Annotated in this window: 23 protein-coding genes; 10 read left to right on the forward strand and 13 right to left on the reverse strand. The window is 38.0% G+C overall.

Features of this window, described 5'->3' with window-relative positions; translation table 11 throughout:
• Positions 1-2: 2 nt before the first annotated feature.
• From AB8525_RS02380 to smpB, 4 genes are all read right to left on the reverse strand, one after another.
• Positions 3-290 carry a hypothetical protein gene (locus tag AB8525_RS02380; protein ID WP_369178361.1) on the reverse strand — a complete coding sequence of 96 codons (288 nt, stop codon included), beginning with the start codon at positions 288-290 and terminating at the stop codon, positions 3-5.
• Complete coding sequence (rlmN, locus tag AB8525_RS02385) at positions 287-1,360, reverse strand: 23S rRNA (adenine(2503)-C(2))-methyltransferase RlmN (RefSeq protein ID WP_369152313.1); 1,074 nt, start codon at positions 1,358-1,360, stop codon at positions 287-289. Before rlmN ends, AB8525_RS02380 begins: the two co-directional genes overlap by 4 nt.
• A 51-nt stretch (positions 1,361-1,411) precedes the next feature.
• Entirely contained in the window at positions 1,412-1,687 is a 276-nt protein-coding gene (locus tag AB8525_RS02390) for an HU family DNA-binding protein (RefSeq protein WP_369178363.1), read from the reverse strand.
• Between the two features lie 168 nt (positions 1,688-1,855).
• Positions 1,856-2,335 (reverse strand): SsrA-binding protein SmpB, encoded by a 480-nt coding sequence (gene smpB, locus AB8525_RS02395; RefSeq protein ID WP_369178365.1) that lies wholly within the window; start codon positions 2,333-2,335, stop codon positions 1,856-1,858.
• 74 nt (positions 2,336-2,409) lie between these two features.
• On the opposite strand from smpB, the gene AB8525_RS02400 reads away from it, so the two are divergent.
• From AB8525_RS02400 to AB8525_RS02410, 3 genes are read left to right on the forward strand one after another with little or no spacing between them, the layout of a single operon-like run.
• Complete coding sequence (locus AB8525_RS02400) at positions 2,410-2,781, forward strand: type II toxin-antitoxin system RatA family toxin (protein WP_369178366.1); 372 nt, start codon at positions 2,410-2,412, stop codon at positions 2,779-2,781.
• Positions 2,774-3,304: a pseudouridine synthase gene (locus AB8525_RS02405; RefSeq protein ID WP_369153046.1), complete on the forward strand. Its 531-nt coding sequence runs from the start codon at positions 2,774-2,776 to the stop codon at positions 3,302-3,304. Before AB8525_RS02400 ends, AB8525_RS02405 begins: the two co-directional genes overlap by 8 nt.
• Positions 3,291-4,076, forward strand: a complete 786-nt coding sequence (locus AB8525_RS02410; RefSeq protein WP_369178368.1) for a ferritin-like domain-containing protein — start codon at positions 3,291-3,293, stop codon at positions 4,074-4,076. The genes AB8525_RS02405 and AB8525_RS02410 overlap by 14 nt, the downstream gene beginning before the upstream one ends.
• Here AB8525_RS02410 and AB8525_RS02415 read toward each other — a convergent pair.
• The 3 genes from AB8525_RS02415 to AB8525_RS02425 are packed head-to-tail and all read right to left on the reverse strand — an operon-like array spanning position 4,062 to position 6,129.
• Positions 4,062-4,940 (reverse strand): DUF3530 family protein, encoded by an 879-nt coding sequence (locus tag AB8525_RS02415; protein ID WP_369178370.1) that lies wholly within the window; start codon positions 4,938-4,940, stop codon positions 4,062-4,064. The genes AB8525_RS02410 and AB8525_RS02415 overlap by 15 nt on opposite strands.
• A 1-nt stretch (position 4,941) precedes the next feature.
• Positions 4,942-5,442: a tetratricopeptide repeat protein gene (locus AB8525_RS02420; RefSeq protein ID WP_369178371.1), complete on the reverse strand. Its 501-nt coding sequence runs from the start codon at positions 5,440-5,442 to the stop codon at positions 4,942-4,944.
• A 36-nt stretch (positions 5,443-5,478) separates the two neighbouring features.
• Positions 5,479-6,129, reverse strand: a complete 651-nt coding sequence (locus tag AB8525_RS02425) for a rhodanese-like domain-containing protein (RefSeq protein WP_369152322.1) — start codon at positions 6,127-6,129, stop codon at positions 5,479-5,481.
• 29 nt (positions 6,130-6,158) lie between these two features.
• Here AB8525_RS02425 and AB8525_RS02430 point away from each other — a divergent pair, with 29 nt between their 5' ends.
• Entirely contained in the window at positions 6,159-6,308 is a 150-nt protein-coding gene (locus AB8525_RS02430; RefSeq protein ID WP_369150451.1) for a hypothetical protein, read from the forward strand.
• A 16-nt stretch (positions 6,309-6,324) separates the two neighbouring features.
• Here the strand turns inward: AB8525_RS02430 and AB8525_RS02435 are convergent, their stop codons facing one another.
• The 4 genes from AB8525_RS02435 to AB8525_RS02450 all read right to left on the reverse strand — a co-directional run bounded on the left by AB8525_RS02435 (position 6,325) and on the right by AB8525_RS02450 (position 9,598).
• Entirely contained in the window at positions 6,325-6,969 is a 645-nt protein-coding gene (locus AB8525_RS02435; RefSeq protein WP_369178373.1) for a rhodanese-like domain-containing protein, read from the reverse strand.
• Positions 6,970-7,060: 91 nt separating this feature from the next.
• Positions 7,061-7,297 (reverse strand): hypothetical protein, encoded by a 237-nt coding sequence (locus tag AB8525_RS02440; protein WP_369152325.1) that lies wholly within the window; start codon positions 7,295-7,297, stop codon positions 7,061-7,063.
• A gap of 110 nt (positions 7,298-7,407) precedes the next feature.
• Positions 7,408-7,845, reverse strand: a complete 438-nt coding sequence (rnhA, locus tag AB8525_RS02445) for a ribonuclease HI (RefSeq protein ID WP_369152328.1) — start codon at positions 7,843-7,845, stop codon at positions 7,408-7,410.
• The gene (locus AB8525_RS02450; RefSeq protein WP_369178375.1) at positions 7,838-9,598 is read right to left on the reverse strand and encodes an N-acetylglutaminylglutamine amidotransferase; all 1,761 of its coding nucleotides are present in this window, start codon (positions 9,596-9,598) and stop codon (positions 7,838-7,840) included. The genes rnhA and AB8525_RS02450 overlap by 8 nt, the downstream gene beginning before the upstream one ends.
• A gap of 48 nt (positions 9,599-9,646) precedes the next feature.
• Here AB8525_RS02450 and leuC point away from each other — a divergent pair, with 48 nt between their 5' ends.
• From leuC to ruvA, 4 genes are all read left to right on the forward strand, one after another.
• Positions 9,647-11,038, forward strand: coding sequence for a 3-isopropylmalate dehydratase large subunit (gene leuC / locus AB8525_RS02455; protein ID WP_369178377.1), 1,392 nt, complete (start codon positions 9,647-9,649; stop codon positions 11,036-11,038).
• Positions 11,039-11,050: 12 nt separating this feature from the next.
• The gene (locus AB8525_RS02460; protein ID WP_369178378.1) at positions 11,051-11,659 is read left to right on the forward strand and encodes a tetratricopeptide repeat protein; all 609 of its coding nucleotides are present in this window, start codon (positions 11,051-11,053) and stop codon (positions 11,657-11,659) included.
• Between the two features lie 186 nt (positions 11,660-11,845).
• Positions 11,846-12,460, forward strand: a complete 615-nt coding sequence (leuD, locus tag AB8525_RS02465) for a 3-isopropylmalate dehydratase small subunit (protein WP_369178379.1) — start codon at positions 11,846-11,848, stop codon at positions 12,458-12,460.
• Between the two features lie 30 nt (positions 12,461-12,490).
• Entirely contained in the window at positions 12,491-13,078 is a 588-nt protein-coding gene (ruvA, locus tag AB8525_RS02470; RefSeq protein WP_369152333.1) for a Holliday junction branch migration protein RuvA, read from the forward strand.
• A gap of 114 nt (positions 13,079-13,192) precedes the next feature.
• Here ruvA and AB8525_RS02475 read toward each other — a convergent pair whose 3' ends face one another.
• Complete coding sequence (locus AB8525_RS02475) at positions 13,193-16,186, reverse strand: efflux RND transporter permease subunit (RefSeq protein ID WP_369178380.1); 2,994 nt, start codon at positions 16,184-16,186, stop codon at positions 13,193-13,195.
• 75 nt (positions 16,187-16,261) lie between these two features.
• Complete coding sequence (locus AB8525_RS02480) at positions 16,262-16,513, reverse strand: hypothetical protein (protein ID WP_369178381.1); 252 nt, start codon at positions 16,511-16,513, stop codon at positions 16,262-16,264.
• 122 nt (positions 16,514-16,635) lie between these two features.
• Between AB8525_RS02480 and AB8525_RS02485 the strand changes: the two genes are divergently transcribed.
• Together AB8525_RS02485 and dsbD are read left to right on the forward strand one after the other, a co-directional pair.
• On the forward strand, positions 16,636-17,649 hold the full coding sequence (locus tag AB8525_RS02485) for a thioredoxin fold domain-containing protein (RefSeq protein ID WP_369178382.1): 1,014 nt from the start codon (positions 16,636-16,638) through the stop codon (positions 17,647-17,649).
• 58 nt (positions 17,650-17,707) lie between these two features.
• Positions 17,708-19,942: a protein-disulfide reductase DsbD gene (dsbD, locus tag AB8525_RS02490; RefSeq protein ID WP_369178384.1), complete on the forward strand. Its 2,235-nt coding sequence runs from the start codon at positions 17,708-17,710 to the stop codon at positions 19,940-19,942.
• The last annotated feature ends 41 nt before the right edge of the window (positions 19,943-19,983 follow it).

Below are 19,983 nucleotides of genomic sequence, written 5' to 3' on the forward strand. Positions count from 1 at the left end.
TATTAAATTACTTCATCTAAATTTTCTAAAATATCAGATTTTTTAGGCTGAATCTGAGTGTCGTTAGTTTTAACTTTAACGGGGGTAATAACCACTTTAGTCTTTTTGTTTTCCGCTTCTTTAATCACAATCAGATTGGGCTGTGACCTTTCTGGCGTTTGACTATTACTAGAAAAAAAATAAAAAATAATGATAATAAGTATTAATATTGTAATTCCCAACTTAATTTTACTTTTATTGTTTTTTGTTCTTTGTTTAGAATGGTGTTCAATCCCTTCTATATTTATCATATTGTTACCTTTATGCGTTTAGTTTTATCAATAATTTTTCCTGCCAATTGCCCGCAAGCTGCATCCACCTCTTCGCCACGCGTTCTTCGCGTGGTGGTACGAATACCATTATCAAATAAAACATCTTGAAATGAGGCAATTGTAACCTTTTTTGAGGTGATATATTGAGTTTTTGGGAAGGGGTTAAAAGGGATTAAATTCACTTTTGCTGACATCCCTTTAAGTAGAGTCACTAATTTTTTGGCCTGTGCAACGCTATCATTCACCCCATTCAACATCACATATTCAAATAAAATATGGCGTTCTTGCGTGCCTGCGTTTAGATATACTTTACAGGCTGATAGTAATTCTTGAATTGGGTATTTTTGATTAATCGGCACCAATTCATTACGCAAAGTATCATCTGGTGCATGCAAAGATACTGCCAAACTTACAGGTACTCGCTCTGCCATTCGCAACAATGCAGGAACTACGCCCGAAGTTGATATCGTCACTTTGCGTCTAGACAAACCAAATGCTAAATCATCCAACAACAAATCACAGGCAGGATAAACCGCTTTTTCATTCAACAACGGCTCACCCATTCCCATAAATACCACATTGGAAATACGCTTGTCTTTGTCTTTCAAATAATGATTGGCCAACATCACTTGTCCGATAATTTCTGCAGTGCTGAGATTGCGATTAAAACCCTGCATTCCTGTTGAGCAAAAAGTACATGCCAAAGAACAACCCACTTGTGAAGAAATACACAGTGTACCTCTGTCATCAGAAGGAATATACACAGTTTCAATAAAATTATCTGCACCCGTATCAATTACCCACTTAATCACACCATCGAGGGCGTGGTCTTGCTTTGCCACTTTGGGCAATTCAATGCAAGTGGTATCTTTCAGCTGTTGTCTGAGCTTTTTACTAAGGTTGAGCATCTTATCAAAATCAAACTCATGATATTTATAAATCCACTGCATCAATTGTTTGACACGATAGGGTTTTTCGCCTAATGTTGCAAACAACTCGGTGAGTGCTTGTTGATTTAACCCGAATAGGTTTTGCTTGTCTTTTGTCATAACGAAAAAAAAGCACTCTAGAGAGTGCTTTTCTTCACAAAACAGTTAAGATTAACCGTTTACAGATTCTTTAAGTGCCTTACCAGCCTTAAATGCAGCAACTTTAGATGCCTTGATTTGAATCGTAGCACCTGTTTGTGGGTTGCGACCAGTGCGCGCAGCGCGGTCTCTAACAACAAAAGAACCAAAGCCAGTTAGTTGAACGCCGTCGCCTTTAGACATTGCACTAGTGATAGCGTCAGTTGTAGCATTCAATGCACGGCCTGCATCTGCTTTAGAAAGATTTGCTGCTGATGCAATTGCATCAATTAATTCTGATTTATTCATTTTTTCATTCTCCTTGAAAGTTTTAATTTTATTTAAAAGTACTAAAAGTTTTACTTGTTTGGAGATGAAAACACTATATTGTCGTTCAGCATCTCTGCATTTAGTGGGGTCAATTATAAACAGAAATACACCTGTGTCAACGCTTTTTTTTAATAAAAAATGCAATCATCACTTCAAACTCTCTTTTAAAGTCCTTTGCTTGTCTCTTTTCCAGTCTTTTTCTTTGATGTCTTGGCGCTTATCATGCTCTTTTTTTCCCTTAGCAACACCGATTTCAAGCTTTACCTTGCCTCGCACCCAATAAAGTTTGAGTGGCACGACAGTTGCACCTTTCTGATTTATTTTTTCCTTAATCCTGTTGATTTCTAAACGATTTAACAGCAACTTACGCGTCCTAATCGGGTCTGCATTGACATGAGTGGAGGCTGTATTGAGTGGTGAAATATGACTACCGAATAAGAACATTTCGTTATTTTTTAAAATAACATAACTTTCTTTGATTTGTACTTTGTTATCACGCAGGCTTTTTACCTCCCAACCTTCCAAAGAAAGTCCGGCTTCAAGGCTTTGTTCTATAAAATAGTCGTGTCGTGCTTTTTTATTCACGGCAATTGTATTTGAATTTGTTTTTTTGTTTTTCTTAGCCATTTTTCTTAATCGTTATGCATCAAATCTCTAAAAGTGCCATTGTCCCCTATTCGTGCAATCAAATGTATCAACTGGTGAATCAAATCAATGACTATCCCGAATTCCTTAATTGGTGTTCGTCTGCGAGTATTTTAAATCAAACTGAGCGTGAAATTACCGCTTCGGTAAGCATTAATAAAAGTGCTTTTAATCAAACTTTTACCACTATAAATACTTTAACCTCTGACGCACGCATTGATATGCAACTCAAAGATGGACCTTTTAAGCAATTACAAGGGGCTTGGATTTTTACTGCGTTGAGTGATAGCGCTTGTAAAATTAGTCTTGAATTAGAATTTAGTTTCGCTTCTCGGTTGGTGGATATTGCTATTGCCCCGATTTTCACTGCCATTTCCAATGCACAACTTGATGCTTTTGTTGAAAGAGCAAAAAATATTTATGGGTAGTATCGTCCTTTTTAATAAGCCATTTGGGGTTTTGTGTCAATTCAGTGGTGATTCTAAAAATCTATCTACCTACATCAATGAAAAAGGATTTTACCCGGCAGGCCGCTTAGACAAAGATTCAGAAGGTCTGTTACTACTTACAGATGATGGAAAATTACAGCACCAAATCTCACACCCGAAATTTGACAAAGAAAAAACCTACCTTGTACAGGTTGATGGCAAAGTCACCGATGATGCTATTGAGCAATTATGCCAAGGAATAATACTCAAGGATGGACTCACCAAACCTGCCAAGGCAAAAATCGTTAAACAGCCTGATTGGCTATGGAATAGAGTACCACCAATTCGTATGCGGAAAAATATCCCCACTGCATGGATTGAGCTTAAAATTACTGAAGGAAAAAATCGTCAAGTGCGTCGTATGACTGCTGCTGTCGGTTTTCCAACACTGAGGCTGATTCGCACACAAATCGGCGATTGGCAATTGGGTAATATTCAATTGGGCAAATATGAACGCCTTTGAATTAGCACATTGTGCTTTGATGAGTGAGCGTATTGATGAAAAAATTAAACTCACACAGCAACTACACACACTTTGCAATAATCATCAATTAGATTATGTGGATACTCTAATTCAAAAAACTGAAAATCCAGGTAGGCCTGACAAACCTGAATTAGTCAGATTTGGTGCTGTACCACAACGCAATAAATCAGATTTAGGCTTTATCAATACCATTCACGCAATTTGCCATATAGAATTTAATGCGATTAATTTGGCTTTGGATGCTGTTTATCGCTTTCAGATGATGCCTGAACAATTTTACCAAGATTGGATTCAGGTGGCCTTTGAAGAGTCTCAACACTTCACTTTGCTGAATAATTACCTAATTGAGTTGGGCTATCAATACGGTGATTTTGACGGACATAATGGCTTATGGAAAATGACGGCGGATACCGATTATGATGTATTGGCACGAATGGCGTTAGTGCCGAGAGTGCTAGAAGCCCGAGGCTTGGATGCAACGCCAAAAATTCAAGCGCGCTTTAAACAATCAAACTTCGCCCACATGGTTAACATCTTAGATATTATTTTTAAAGATGAAATCGGTCATGTCAAAATCGGCAACAAATGGTTTCATTACCTATGCCAACAAAGAAAAATTGAGCCATTGCGAACTTTCGATAAATTAGTAAAAAAACACATCGGCTCTGAACTGCGTGGTCCATTCAATATTGAAGCCAGAAAACTTGCTGATTTTTCCCAACAAGAGCTTGACTATTTACAACGCATTTAACCAAATTGCCACTTTATCCGTTAGGTGTTTAACAGCTCCTTCGCTCTTGTAATAATGATCTGCGTTTTCAATAATAACTTGTGCTGATTTTTTATTACCTGCTTGCTTGATTAGCCCATCTCTATACTTAGCCATTTTTCTCACTCCTGCAAAATCTTGCTCGGCAAAAATATCTAAAATCGGTACTGTCATTTTATACAATGGAAAACCATTCACCAATTTTTGCTTATAATCTGTTGCACCCATACCAATGCCAACAAAGCCTTTAAATTTATTATCACTATATTTTTCAATATAACCCATTGCCATATGTGCACCACAACCATGAGCAATCAGCACGATATTGGTAATGCCTTTTTCCTTGTAAAAGTCCAATGCTGCATCAATGCGTTCATACGAGTAAGGAAAAATAGGTACATAATCATAGTATTTGGCTTCTTTACCTAACACAGGCATTTGCACTGACAGTGTGTGCCAGCCTTTTTCCGTTAACCCTGTGCGTAATGGTTTGATGGTATCGTCCCAATTTGCATGTTGTCCGCGATTGTGCAAAATAATAACACCGCCTTTTGGCTTGTCTGTTTCACTTTCCATATAAATTGTAAAAACTTTTCTACCTCTTTTTAACGGTAAATATTCCACATCGCCATCCATTACCGCTTCTTCTATCTGACTAATTACGCGTCTTTCTCTGGCAAAATCAGGCTCACTATTACTAAATTTGTTGAAGTTAGTGCGTAATTGGTTTGGATTAAAATCGCCAAACATTGGTAGTTCTGGTAATTTTGGCATATTTGGCATTGGAAAAAATGCGATAGTATTTTGTGCCAATAGAAAACCCAATATTATTGTTATTTTTTTCATTTTATTTCTCCTTTAATTCATCCAACGCGGTTTGCGCTTGAGGATGATTATTTTGACTCGCTTGTTGAAACCAATAATGCGCTTGTTTGCGTTTATTTTGTTCTAAAAATAACGAGGCTAAATTAAACTGTGCATATTCATCATTCTGTTTTGCTGCTGTTGACCACCATTGCTCTGCTTGTTTTACTTTGCCTTGTCGATAATACAACATTGCCAATTCACTTTGAGCATACGACAACCCTTGTTTAGCGGCTTTCTCAAACCACACAAATGCTTTTTTTTCATTTTTCTCTGCACCCAGTCCATGTAAATAACTCAATCCAATGTTATTTTGAGCGGCAATATGCCCTGCCTCAGCAGCACGCATCATCCATCTAAACGCCTCGTCATTGCGTTTTCTTTGAGAATAATCATAGCCAATTCGATACCACGAATCTGCACGCGCACCAGCAACCACTGGTACTGTATGCAGAAATAACAAAATGAAAAAAAAGGGTGCCAACAGCACCCTTTTCTCCTTAAATAAGACAATCAAAAGTTACTTCCCAACAGTGCTAAGACCTAATGAGTGCCATGCATTCATACCTCCACGGTAGTACTTAAGCTTGCTATCAGGATAACCTAAAGAAAGCAACGCTCTGATTGCTGCAGGTGATTGACCACACCACAAACCATTACAGAACAAATACAAAGTCTTAGCTTTAGTAAAGTTAAAGACACCATCTTGCTCAGTAACACCAAACTTGCTAGTTAAGATTTCAATAACTGCATCTGGGTCTTTAGCAACAGCTTTAGAATTTAACTTTTTGAAAGAAATATTCACCGAACCTTTAATTGTTCCACCTTTCTTAGCTGTGGTCCAAATAGGAGTTCTAGCATCAATAACCATCGCATTAGCGCCATTCGCAATATCGCGAAGTGCGTGAATAATATCCAATTCAGTTACAGTGTCAACAGCTGCAGGGGCAAACGGATGCTGCGGCTGAATACAGAATGGTGGACAAGGACGCGAAGTCTTTGCAAACGCTGGGTGAATAGTATTCTTGCCATCTTGATTACGAGTAATACCCGCAACTTCCATAACACCTTTAACGATACCAACTGGCTTGCCACCTTTGGCGTTGCCTGTGGTATTACAAGCAGTTAAAAATAAAGCAGTCAGTGCAATAAATAATAATTTAATTTTCATAATAATCTCCTAGAGACCTTTGCATAAATATGAATAATCATCAAAACGCCATCTTTCATCAAATTACAAACTTTTTAAAAACACCCTTAGCCCTGCTAGGAGTGGATTTAAAAAATTTCCAATTTAATAAAATCTGTCATTTTGCTAATCATCCCTATTTATGCAAAGGTCTCTCCTAATTTAATAATTGTGGGGTTATTTGCCAACAGTACTAAGACCAAGTGAATGCCATGCATTCATACCTGAACGGTAGTACTTAAGTTTATTTTCTGGATAACCTAAAGAAAGTAATGCTCTAATCGCTGCAGGTGATTGACCACACCACAAACCATTACAGAACAAATACAAAGTCTTAGCTTTAGTAAAGTTAAAGATGCCATCTTGCTCAGTAACACCAAACTTGCTAGTTAAGATTTCAATAACTGCATCTGGGTCTTTAGCAATAGCTTTAGAGTTTAACTTTTTAAAAGAAATATTCACCGAACCTTTAATTGTTCCGCCTTTTTTAGCTGTGGTCCAAACTGGTGTGCGCGCATCAATCACCATTTTAGAGTTATCGCCTTTAGCAATATCACGAATCGCATGAATAATATCTAACTCAGATACCGTTTCAACTGCTGCAGGAGCAAACGGGTTTGTCGGTTGAATACAGAATGGCGGACAAGGACGCGAAGTCTTTGCAAACGCTGGGTGAATAGTGGCTTTGTTATCTTGATTACGAGAAATACCCGCCACCTCCATAACACCTTTAACAATACCTACTGGCTTAGCGGTTACCGCCATTGATGCTAACAATGCTACTGATGCAGCACTTACTACTAATACTTTAAGTTTTTTCATTTTATTTTTCCTTTTATTTTATAAAAAATGACTCTTTTTGAGTCTTTATTTAATAACTCCCCCATAATGCAGAGTTACAAATTCTTTGTTGTTAATCGCAACTAGGCTCTTCTTCTAAATTATGCTGTGCAAAATAATCAACCACACAAACCTCGCGCTGGTCTTCATCATCAATATCTTCACAACGCGACTTGCCCCCATCTCTCACTGCTTGCATTTGTTCTTCAGTTGCATCATCGCCCAATACAGCAACACCATCCTGTTCATCAGCCAATACATTAAAATTTAATGCAGCTACCAATCCAAATAATAATACCAATTTTTTCATTTATTGCTCCTAGGGCTTTTGTTGAATTAAAGATGTCTATTTATTCACAAAAAGAAAGACTTTGCAAGTCTATTTATATTTGGTAATATTACAATAAAGTAATATTATAATTAACCTATACTATCCATAGCTTGATTCGCCAATAAGTCCGCCATATCATTACCTTCGTCGCCACTATGGCCTTTTACCCAATGCCAATTTACGGGATACTTTTGATTAAGTCTGTCTAATTTTTGCCATAAATCCACATTTTTTACAGGTCTTTTAGCACTGGTTTTCCAATTCTTTTTCTTCCAATTAATAATCCACTCGTTAATTCCATTCATTACATACTTAGAATCGGTATATAAATCCACCTTAATTTCGTCGGATTTTAAAGCTTCTAATGCCTTAATTGCAGCAGTGAGTTCCATGCGATTGTTGGTGGTGTCTTTTTCAGCACCTTTCAATTTTTTTTCTGTGCCTTTATATCGTAACCACACACCCCAACCACCAACACCAGGGTTGCCTCGACAGCCACCGTCTGTATAAATGATAATATTATCCATCAACATTCTCCTGCAACCAATATTCTAGCAACGCCAAATGCCACAGGCGTGAACCGTTGAGTGCAGTCATATATTGCTCGGGTTGATTAATCACTTTTTGCACAAAATTCTGATTGTAAACCCCTCGATTAATACAGCGACTGGAATTTAAAATATCAGACATAAATTCTAAAAATTCACCCCGCACATATTTAAGTGCTGGCATTGGAAAATAACCTTTTTTCCTATCAATCACGCTGTCGGGCAACAATCCACGAGAGATTTGTTTCAATGGATATTTACCCTCTTCGCTCATTTTTAGACTCGGTGGTATGCACAATGCATGCTCAACTAGCGCCGTGTCCATAAATGGTACTCGCGCTTCCAACCCCCACGCCATGGTCATATTATCCACCCGCTTAACAGGGTCATCTACCACCAAACGAGTAATGTCCGTGCGAAATACTTTATCCATAAATTCATCAGCATTAGCTTTATCAAACTCTTTATTGAGCCATTCTTGGGTATGGTTGCCCGTGTGATATTGTGCATTGACAGTTTGCAAATATTCTTCATAAGACCTGTCAATATAATGTTTAGCAAAGCGTTCAAACTCGCTACCCAACTCTTTTTGCATGCGTGCATACCAAAAATACCCTGCAAATGCCTCATCAGCACCCTGCCCTGATAAAACCACCTTAATGTGTTTAGAAACTTGTTCAGAAAGCAAATAAAACGCCACAGCATCCTGCCCCACCATCGGTTCTGCCATATTCGACACTGCCTCACCCAGTCGTGGCAAAACTTGACGATTGCTCACCACATATTTTTCGTGTTTAGTATTAAAACGCCTGACAATTTGGTCAGAATATTCAAATTCTGACCCTGCTTCGCCCCCTATATCCTCAAAACCAATAGAAAATGTGCGAATATCTTGATGCCCCGCCTCACTCAAAAGCCCTACTAACAAAGAAGAATCCAACCCACCCGAAAGTAACACCCCAATTGGTACATCAGCTGCTAACATTCTTTTATCTACCGCCTTAATCAACAGATCATGGGTTTTTTCCAAATATTCTTCATTGTTCAATCCCGTTCTTTGTGCCTTCGGTTGCCAATATATTTTCTCAGTAATCTTGCCTTGTGCATCAATCATCAGCGTCGTCGCAGGTTTAATTTTATGCACTCCGTTAAGAATGGTATTTGGTGCTGGCACCACGCCATGCAAGGATAATTGCTGTTGCAACGCCACTGAATTGATACCACTATCCACCCCAATCGCTATCAGTGCTTGTGTGTTGGAGGCAAAACTAAATGCCTCATCAGTCAAATTAAAATACAACGGCTTAATCCCCATTCTATCGCGTGCTACAAATAAATGTGTACCGTTCCAAATACAAAACGCAAACATACCATCCAAATGTTTAACACAGTCTTCACCCCAATGATGATAAGCTTTAAGTATAACTTCGGTGTCTGAAGTAGAAAAAAAATGATAACCGTGCTGAATTAAATCCTTGCGCAAGGATTGATAGTTATAAATCGTGCCATTAAACACCAAAGTCAAATTAAGCATTTCATCTACCATCGGCTGATGTGCATAATTAGATAAATCAATAATACTCAAGCGCCGATGCCCAAAACCAACCATCCTATCCGACCAAATCCCCTCGTCGTCAGGACCTCGTCGTGCAATTTTTTGCATCATTACTTCTAAATTCTTTGACTCAACCGCCTGATTGTCAAATCTTAATTGCCCACAAATTCCGCACATAGGTTTAATGAAAATGTAAAATGAGTTATTTTATCGTTAATTACAACAATGGCTCAAACACTTTACGACAAATTAATAAGTGCACACATCGTGCGTGAAGAAGAAACCACTTCGCTCATCTATATTGACCGCCAACTTATCCACGAAGTAACTTCGCCCCAAGCCTTTGAGGGCTTGCAATTGGCTGGTAGAAAGCCGTGGCGTATTGAAGCAAGTTTTGCCGTCCCCGACCACAATGTTCCAACCACAGAACGCTCATCAGGGGTGAGTGGTATTGAAGACCCGATTTCTAAATTGCAAATTGAAACGCTGGATAAAAACTGTGCTGATTTTGGCATTACCGAAATTGAAATGAACGATATTCGTCAAGGCATTGTCCATGTGGTTGGCCCTGAACAAGGGGCAACTTTGCCAGGGATGAGCATCGTTTGTGGCGACTCGCATACTTCCACGCATGGTGCGTTGGGTGCGTTAGCATTTGGTATCGGCACTTCTGAAGTTGAGCATGTTTTAGCTACGGGCTGTCTATGGCAATCTAAATCAAAAAATCTCAATATTGAAGTAACAGGTATTCTCAATGAAAATGTCAGTGCTAAAGACATTGCCTTATATATCATCGGTCAAATCGGCACCGCAGGTGGCACAGGTTTTGCCATTGAATTTACAGGCGACACCATTCAAAATTTATCCATCGAAGGCAGAATGACGCTGTGCAATATGGCAATTGAAGCTGGTGCACGCGTAGGCATAGTGGCTGTGGATGCCAAAACCATTGACTATGTCCAAGGTCGTCCACTGGCACCAACAGGCACTGAATGGGACAAGGCAGTTAACTATTGGCAGACACTGCACTCAGATGAGGGGGCATTTTTTGACAAAACCCTCTGTTTTAACGCCGAAGACATTAAACCACAAGTTACCTGGGGCACTTCACCAGAAATGGTAGTTGCCATTGATGAATACATACCCAATCCAAACAATGCAAAAAATGCAGTTGAAAAAACCAGCTGGGAAAACGCTTTAAATTACACCCAACTCACAGCAGACACCAAAATCAGCGACATCCAAATCGACAAAGTCTTTATCGGCTCCTGCACCAACGCTCGCATCGAGGATTTACGCATTGCTGCCACTGTTTTAAAAGACCAACACATCGCCGACAACATCAAACTCGCCTTAATCGTCCCCGGCTCAGGATTGATTAAAAAACAAGCCGAAGTCGAAGGTTTGGACAAAATATTTACCCAAGCAGGTTTTGAATGGCGTGAAGCAGGCTGCTCAATGTGCCTAGCCATGAACGCCGACAAATTAGAAGTCGGTGAACGCTGTGCCAGCACCTCAAACCGTAACTTTGAAGGTCGCCAAGGACAAGGCTCATTTACCCATTTAGTCAGCCCTTATACGGCTGCTAAAAGTGCGATTTGTGGAAAATTTTGTTAAAATTATTTAAGTATGAAAATGAAAAAAATAGTCATTATAGCGTTAACCCCAATCACCCTACTAATCGTCTTGACTGGTTATGCGGTCATCACTGAAGAATATTCTTCTTACCTTATCAGGCAAGAGTTAACAAAAAATTATGTTAAAGAAGGCGATAAACTTTGCAATAGTGGAGATAGTAAGTCGTGTTACGATAATGGATATTATTACGAAAAAGAGGAGAAAGATTATTATGCAGCATCTAAATATTACCTTAAATCTTGTAATTTAAAACATGCTCGTGGCTGTAATGCGCTCGGTCGTTACCATGAAACTATAACAAAATATTTTTTTGGAGCGTTTGGATTTTATGGAACATCTTGCAGATTGGGTGATGGACTAGGTTGCGTTAATACAGGGCTATTATATAAAAACGGTAAACCCAAAAAGGATAACTTTATGGCAGTTCAATACTTTAAAAAGGCTTGTAATTTATATAACGGATTAGGTTGTTACAATCTTGGTGTTATGTACGAGCAAGCTGAAGGTGTTCGACAAGATAAACAGAAAGCTAAAGAGTATTACAACACAGCTTGTGACTTTCAAGAGCAACTTGGCTGTGATAAAACTCGATTACAATGAAAAACGAATATCACAAAATAACCAAACAAGAATTACACAGCTATTGTGATTCATACCTATCTAACGATACAAAAGCAAAAGAGTTCTGTAAAAAGAAAAATATACCGCCTAAAAGGGGCTGGGATGATTTCTTTCTTTCAGATGATAGGGTATCAAGCGATTGCTTCAATAATTAAACAAAAAAATATGAACAAATTTACTAAATTAACTTCCATTGCCACGCCACTTGACCGTGCAAATATTGATACCGATGCGATTATTCCTAAGCAATTTTTAAAATCAATTAAGCGGTCTGGCTTTGGCGTAAATTTGTTTGATGAATGGCGTTATTTAGACCATGGAGAAGTGGGGATGGACAATTCAAAACGCCCTCTCAATAAAGACTTTGTGCTTAACAACCCAAAATATAAAGGGGCAAAAATCTTATTGGCTCGTGAGAATTTTGGCTGTGGCTCATCACGGGAGCATGCACCTTGGGCGTTAGAGGATTATGGTTTTCGTGCGATTATTGCACCGAGTTTTGCAGATATTTTTTATAATAATTGTTTTAAAAACGGCATTTTACCCATCGTGCAGGACAACAACATAATGGATGCATTATTTGCCTTTGATGGAGAAATTGGCATTGATTTAGACGCACAAACTGTAACAGCGAATAATGAGACTTATACTTTTAAAGTAGATGCCGAACGCAAACGCCGACTAATGAATGGCTTAGATGATATTGGCTTAACCTTGCAATATCAAGATGATATTAAAACTTTTGAAAAAACTTATTTTAAACAATACTCTTGGTTGTAAGAGGTTCAACCTCTTACAAGGATAGCGCATATGATTGGAAAACTCACTGGTACGATTTTAGAGAAAAATCAACCTGAACTTTTGTTGGAGGTTGGGGGCATTGGCTATGAAATTTTATGCCCAATGTCGAGTTTTTATGCGATGGGCAGTGAGCCGAATATTTCTCTTTATACGCACCTAACGGTTAAAGAGGACTCGCATACTTTGTATGGTTTTATCAGCAAAGATGAAAAAACTATTTTTAGAGAACTTATCCGCGTAAATGGTGTTGGGCCTAAAGTAGCTTTGGCGATTTTGTCACATTTGGACATTGGCTCATTAATGAGCGCTGTTGCGAATGATGACGATGTTTTGCTTGCAAAAACCCCAGGTATCGGCAAGAAAACAGCACAAAAATTGATTGTAGAACTCAAAGACCGCTTGGAAAAACTCAATCTTATTAAAGCCAGTAATCAAGCGACGACGATTAGTGGTAATAATCCAAACAGTAATCAAGCGCTTGCTGCCTTGCAATCGCTTGGCTTTAAAGTTAAAGAAGCAGAAAAAATGATTGCTGGCGTTGGCAATAATACCTTTAGCACCGAAGAACTTATTCGCCACGCATTGCAAAATAAATAAAAAATAGGTTTGACCTGTGTGTCATTAGGCAATGTAAGTGATTGTTATTCCGTATTTTTTTATGGGACAGGTCGGATTTGTTTTTTCTTACCCCATCACCATGGGTTGAAAATGTTACTTGCGGAATTTATGAGTAACCCAATTCACAAACTCGTAGTTCATCAAATATAAGCAGGGTAACAAAATGAGCGTCATCACTGTGCCGAATAACAATCCATAGCCGAGTGCAAGTGCCATGGGTTGCAAAATGAAATCAGTGCCACCGATGCCGTAAGCTAACGGGATGATGCCTGCTAAGGTGGTGAGACTAGTAAGTACTACGGCACGCAGACGGTCTTTTGAGCCTTGGACAATCCATTGATGGACATCTGATATGCCTTTCTTTTTCAGGTAATTTAGATGTGAAACCAACACCAAAGAGTCATTTACAATCACCCCTATCAATGCCAACACCCCTAAAACAGCAAAAAAACTCAATGTTTCTCCGTGTAGGGAAAATGCCCAAATAACCCCAATTACCGAAAAAGGAATAGTGCTAAGAATTAACAGTGGCTGAGTATAAGAATTAAACAACAACACTAACAATAAGAAAATACCAAAAATTGCCATCACAAAAGCTTGCTTAAAACTATCCATGGAGTCGTTAGTTTCTTTAGCCCCGCCTTCACTAATCGCACGAACACCTGCAAAATTATCACTCAAATTTAACTGTTCAAGCGCATCACGCATCACCGCTTTGACATTAGTTTTAGCATCATCAATACTCGCACTTACCGTGGTTAAACGCAATCCATTATAGTGGTTAAAATTTGGCTCACCGATAATAGTTTGAATACTGGAAAAATTGGCAATCGGAACCACAAGTCCTTTTCTATTAAGCACTTTAATATCCCGAATAAAATCTTCAGAATAATTATTCTCACCAAGATACACTCTAAAATTCACATCATTTTTACCCTCACGCATATTGGTAACATCGATACCCGTAAATGCCGCACGCAAATATTGATTTAATGTTGATTGCTCGATTTCTAAACGTGCCATTTTTTCATAATCAAGCACTACTTCAATACGATTTTTACCTGGGTCATCATCACGGTCAATATTGTCCACACCCTCTATTGCTTCTAAAATTTTCTCAAGTTTTGACGCCGCTTTTTCTCTCTGAACATCATTTTGAGCAATCAAATTAATCTCAATATCTTCACCCTGTGGAGGTCCTGGTCGATGCACAGAAAAGTGTAATTTTTCAACACCAGTAATTTGTTCAACACTGTCTTTAAGTTTTTTTAAAATTACCTTAGAATCTGTTTCACGGTCATTAGATGGTACCAATTCAATATTAAAATAAGCCTTGTGAGTATAATATTTACCAACATCCGTGGTAATAGAAACTAAATCTAGTCCAACAATTTTTGCCACCAAATCTTCTACTTCTTCTGCTTTATGTTCAGTATTACTCAGCGATGAACCTACTTTCATAACCAACCTTGCTTTAATATTGTCAACACCAACCGCAGGGAACAAAGTAAACTTCATTTGCATTGATGCAAAGACCAAAGAAGCCACTAATAAAACAGCAAATAAAGTAACAACTTGATATCTAATCTTTAACACCCTGGCTAACAATACTTCAAATTTTTGTTCAACAACTTCAAACCAAACACTCTCTTTTTCTTTATTTTTAACACCTGCCAAATGCGCAGGTAAAGCAAATGAAACCTCCAAGAAAGATAAACCCAAAGCAAATATCACAATCAAAGGAATCACATAAATAAATTTACCCATCGTCCCACCCATTAAAAACATTGATGAAAACGCCAATATTGTTGTCAAAATAGTAGTAATCACCGGCATAATCACCCGCTTAAACCCTCGTGCAGACGCAGCATACCGCTCTTCGCCTAACTGTCGATAATAATGCACACTCTCTGCCACAATAATCGAATCATCCACCACAATCCCCAACACCAAAATTATCGCCGACAACGACACCAAATTAATCGTCTCCCCCGCCAATCCCAACAACGCCACCGACCCCAACAAACTCACTGGCAAACTCACCGCCACCCAAAATGCAGTTTTAAACGACAAAAATAACCCCAATATTACCAACACCAATAACAAACCTATCACCCCATTATTAGTAACAATATTTAGTCGATTACGCACATATTTAGATCTATCTGAAGTATAGAAAATCTGCAATTTATCCCCATACTGCCGATTCATCACTGTCATTTTTTCCTTAATTAAATCCACCGTAGTAATCACATCAGCCTGTGCTTGTTTTTTGATATTTAAAATAAATCCTTTCCTGCCATTCACACGAACAATAGATTTTTCCTCCACATTACCAATAGTAATCAAAGCCACATCTTTCAAACGAATAATTGGCCCACTAAAACTAGACCTGATAATTACCTCGCCCACCTCATCCGCCTTAGCAAACTTAGACAACACCACAATAGTTTTTTCATCTTTATCACTATTATTATTACCCACCGTCCAACGCTTATTCCGTTGCCCAATAGCACTCATCACTTGTGGCAACGAAAGTTTATGCAAATAAAGTTTCTGCGGGTCGATTTTGACCTGAATCTCCTTATCAAGATACCCCTGCTTACTCACCTCAGACACACCATCCACAGCCTCAATAGAAGTAGCAATGTCATCAATAATTTGGCGTAATTTGGCGTAAGAAAAAGACACGCCAGCAATACTCACCTTGAGAATACTTTGCCTCGACGGTTTAAAGTCCATCACTTTTGGCAAATCCACCACCTCAACAGGCAAAGCCCTAACGCGATTAACTGCATTCCTAATATCTTGCTTAATTTCAGCAACATCACTCACATCATGAGACAACTTAACCGTAATAGTAGAAACCCCTGCCCTTGATTTAGAGCTAAACTTATCAATGCCTATAACATCCCTGAGTTCATCCTCAATCAAATTAGTAACATTTTGCTCAACATCTTCAGGCGATGCACCAGGATAGTTGGTAACCACAACCATCGTCTCAAAATCCACATTTGGAAACTCATCTCGTTGAATGCCATTAAGCGCCAAAATACCCACAGCAATCACACTCAGTGTAAAAACCAAAGCTAATTTTTTTTGTTTAACAAAGAAATTAAGGAGATTATCCATGGTGCGATAGTATATCAAAAAAGGACAACTTTAAGGTTGTCCTTTTTTGGTGTGTAAGGCAAACCTTTTTTGTTTAATCGTCAACTTAACAACTTTGGTTAAAATAAACGCCATCTTTTTGCTGTTTAAACTTAACTTGAGACCTTTGCATAAATAGGGATGATTAGCAAAATGACAGATTTTATTAAATTGGAAATTTTTTAAATCCACTCCTAGCAGGGCTAAGGGTGTTTTTAAAAAGTTTGTAATTTGATGAAAGATGGCGTTTTGATGATTATTCATATTTATGCAAAGGTCTCAACTTATTCAAAATAATAAAATTCAGATTGTTGTCTGAATTTGTTGGGGCATTATATTCTTGAATAAGTTATAATAAAATTGATAAATTATATTGGGGCGGTGTTATGAGGAATTTCAATCTAAAGTTTGTTATTGTTTTTTTAATGTTGATTGGTATGGTTAGTGTACCAACATTAGCAAAAGAGGGGAAAATTGTAGGTGGCGTAATTTATTCGATGCCGTCTTGGTTTAAAGAAAGTTTTTTAGAACTTGTTGATGATGTTGATGAGGCAAAACAAAAGGATAAACATGTATTGTTGTTTTTTCATTTAGACGAGTGTCCTTATTGTGATCATATGGCGAAAAATTTTGACAAACCTTTTCTCAGAGACTTTGTTCAAGAGCATTTTGATGTAATTGCTATTAATATGCGGGGTGATAAAGAAGTGGCTTTGGGTGAAGATAAAGCTATTACTGAGAAAGAATTTTCAATAAAAGTTGGAGTGCGATATACACCGACGATTGTTTTTTTAAATCAAAAAAACAAGATAGTAGCAAGAACAAACGGTTATCGATCGCCTGAAAAATTTATAGAAGTGTTGGGATATGTGCAGAGTAAATCTTATAAAAACTCAACTTTAGCAGAGTATATTGAAGTCAATAAAAAAACAGGTAATTACCAACTACAAGACCATGTAATGTTCCAAAAAGTAACAGATTTTTCTACAATTAAAACCCCATTGGCAGTGATTTTTGAAGATAAAAACTGTGATGCTTGTGCATATTTTCACAACACTACACTTAAAAATAAGGCGGTTATGAATGAATTTAATGCTTTTAGTGTGGCGCGCCTTGATGCAAATTCTACACAGGCTATTATTGACAATAAAGGTAATAAAACAACGCCGAAAGCGTGGGTAAAAAAACTTAAACTCAACTATCGACCAGGTATTATTTTGTTTAACAAAGGCGATGAAATAACGCGTATTGATGGATTTTTATATACTTTTCATTTTAAAGAAGCATTGCGATTCGTCAGTGGTAATTTTTATCAAAAATTGGCAACTTATGGTGCCTATCTTGCGTATAGACAAAAAGAACTGCTTGAACAAGGGATTGATATTGATATTAGTAAATAATTTTACCTATCTACCCCTAAGCGTATAATATAGCAGGATATATTTGAGGAGAAAAGTCATGCAGCGTTTATTATTATCATTATTTTTATTATTTTCGATATCTGCACAGGCAGAGAGTGAGTTGTTGCCTGCGGATAAGGCGTTTGCCTTTAAGGCTAAGGTTGTTGATGACAAAATCTTATTGAATTGGGATGTTGCCGAAGGGTATTATCTTTATAAAGAAAAAATCAAGATTTCTTCAAATCATTCAACGCGATTAGGCGAGGCAAAATTCCCTATAGCGAAAATTAAAAATGATGAATTTTTTGGCAAGATTGGGGTTTATCGTAATAATGTTCAGGTTGTAGTGCCTGTGTTGGAAGGCGATACCCAATTTATCGTACTTAATATGGTGTTCCAAGGTTGTGCAGATTTGGGTGTGTGTTATCCGCCAATTACCAAATCAGTAACACTTAAAGTTAGGGATAATCGTAAAACATCATTAGTTGATGATGCGTTTAATATACTGTCCAAGGCGAAGTCTACTATGCAGTCTATCATTAAAAAGGTAGTACCTATTTCTGATGAGCCATTACCTGCGGATGAAGCATTTGCATATTCAGTACAGGCAATTGATGCGAATACTTTGCGTGCAACTTGGAAAGTACATCCAGAGTACTATCTTTATCGTGATAAGTTTTTCATCGATGCCAAGGGTGCAGAATTTGGCGAGATTATCTTTCCAAGTTGGGTAGAAAAAGACGACCCATTGTTTGGCAAAGTGGAGATTTACAAGGGTAATCTCGTTATTGATATACCACTAAAAAATATTCAAACAGGAAAAGTAACTTTTTCGGCTAAGTTTCAAGGTTGCTGGTTGGGTGGTATTTGCTACCCACCAATAGAAAAAATCACAGATATTACAATGCCTGAAACGACTATGGCAGTTGAGCCAGTTAAACCACAACCACAAGCAGCGTCAAAATTAGTCACAGTTCCAAATCTAACGACTGACGCCCCTTTAAACGAAACCGACCAAATTACCGCATTATTACAGCAAGATAATATTTTATTAGTCTTAGTCAGTTTCTTTGGTTTTGGTTTATTATTGTCGTTAACCCCTTGTGTATTCCCGATGATTCCGATTTTATCAGGTATTATTATTGGGCAAAAAGGTGAAATGACCACCAGAAAAGCGTTGACTATGTCGATTGTATTTGTCCTAGCGATGAGTGTAACTTATTCGATGGCAGGTGTATTAGCAGGGTATTTTGGCGAAAATTTACAAGTTTTATTGCAAACGCCAGTAGTTTTGGTGGCATTTAGTGCAATTTTTGTGGCGTTGGCATTCTCCATGTTTGGCTTTTACGATATCCAATTGCCAGCTGCTTTGCAGAATAAAATTACTAGTATCAGCAACAAACAAAAAGGCGGTAGTTTAATTGGTGTGGCAATTATGGGTCTTTTATCAGCATTGATTGTTGGGCCTTGTGTTGCCCCGCCACTTGCAGGCGCATTGATTTATATTGGGCAAACGGGTGATGCTTTGCTTGGTGGCTTGTCTTTATTCGTTTTAAGTTTAGGTATGGGCGTGCCACTACTTGCAATCGGTGCTGGCGTGAGTAAATTACCTAAAGCAGGCGGTTGGATGGATAATGTTAAATATGTATTCGGCATCATGATGTTAGCCGTGGCCATTTATTTGCTAGACCGTATCATCTCGCCATTCGTCTCGTTAATATTGTGGGCATTACTTTTCACTTTATCACCAATTGTAATGGGTGTATTCCAAAAATTAAACGACACCGCATCCGTTTTTCATCGCTTATTTAAAGGCATTGGCTTACTCGTGTTAATTTACGGTTTATTATTGGGAGGACTAGTTGCTCGTGGCGGTGGCGATATGTTTGCTCCATTATCAGGTTATGGCTCAGGAGTGCAGGCGAAAAAAGTTCATATTGTATTTGATAAAGTTAAGTCTAGTGCCGAGTTAGACCGCATACTTGCCCAAGCACAAAGCAATAGTCAAATCGTGATGCTAGATTTTTATGCAGATTGGTGCATTTCGTGCAAAGAGTTAGAGCGCTTCGTCTTTTCAAACCCTAATGTGGTTGAGAAAATGAAAAATATCATCGCCCTACAAGCCGATGTTACTGCGAATGATGCAACTGACAAAGCTCTAATGAAGCGTTTTAGTATCATCGGACCACCAGGAATTTTGTTCTTTAAAAACGGTGTTGAAAATCGTTCACAACGCATTGTAGGTGAGATTAACGCACAAGATTTTCTTCGGCATCTGGAAAGTTCTAAGTAGCATTTAATATGAATGTTGTTTCTGAAAGTAACGAAGTCTTT

Source organism: Candidatus Thiodubiliella endoseptemdiera, from assembly GCF_964212635.1.
GTDB classification, from domain to species: Bacteria; Pseudomonadota; Gammaproteobacteria; order PS1; family Pseudothioglobaceae; genus Thiodubiliella; species Thiodubiliella endoseptemdiera.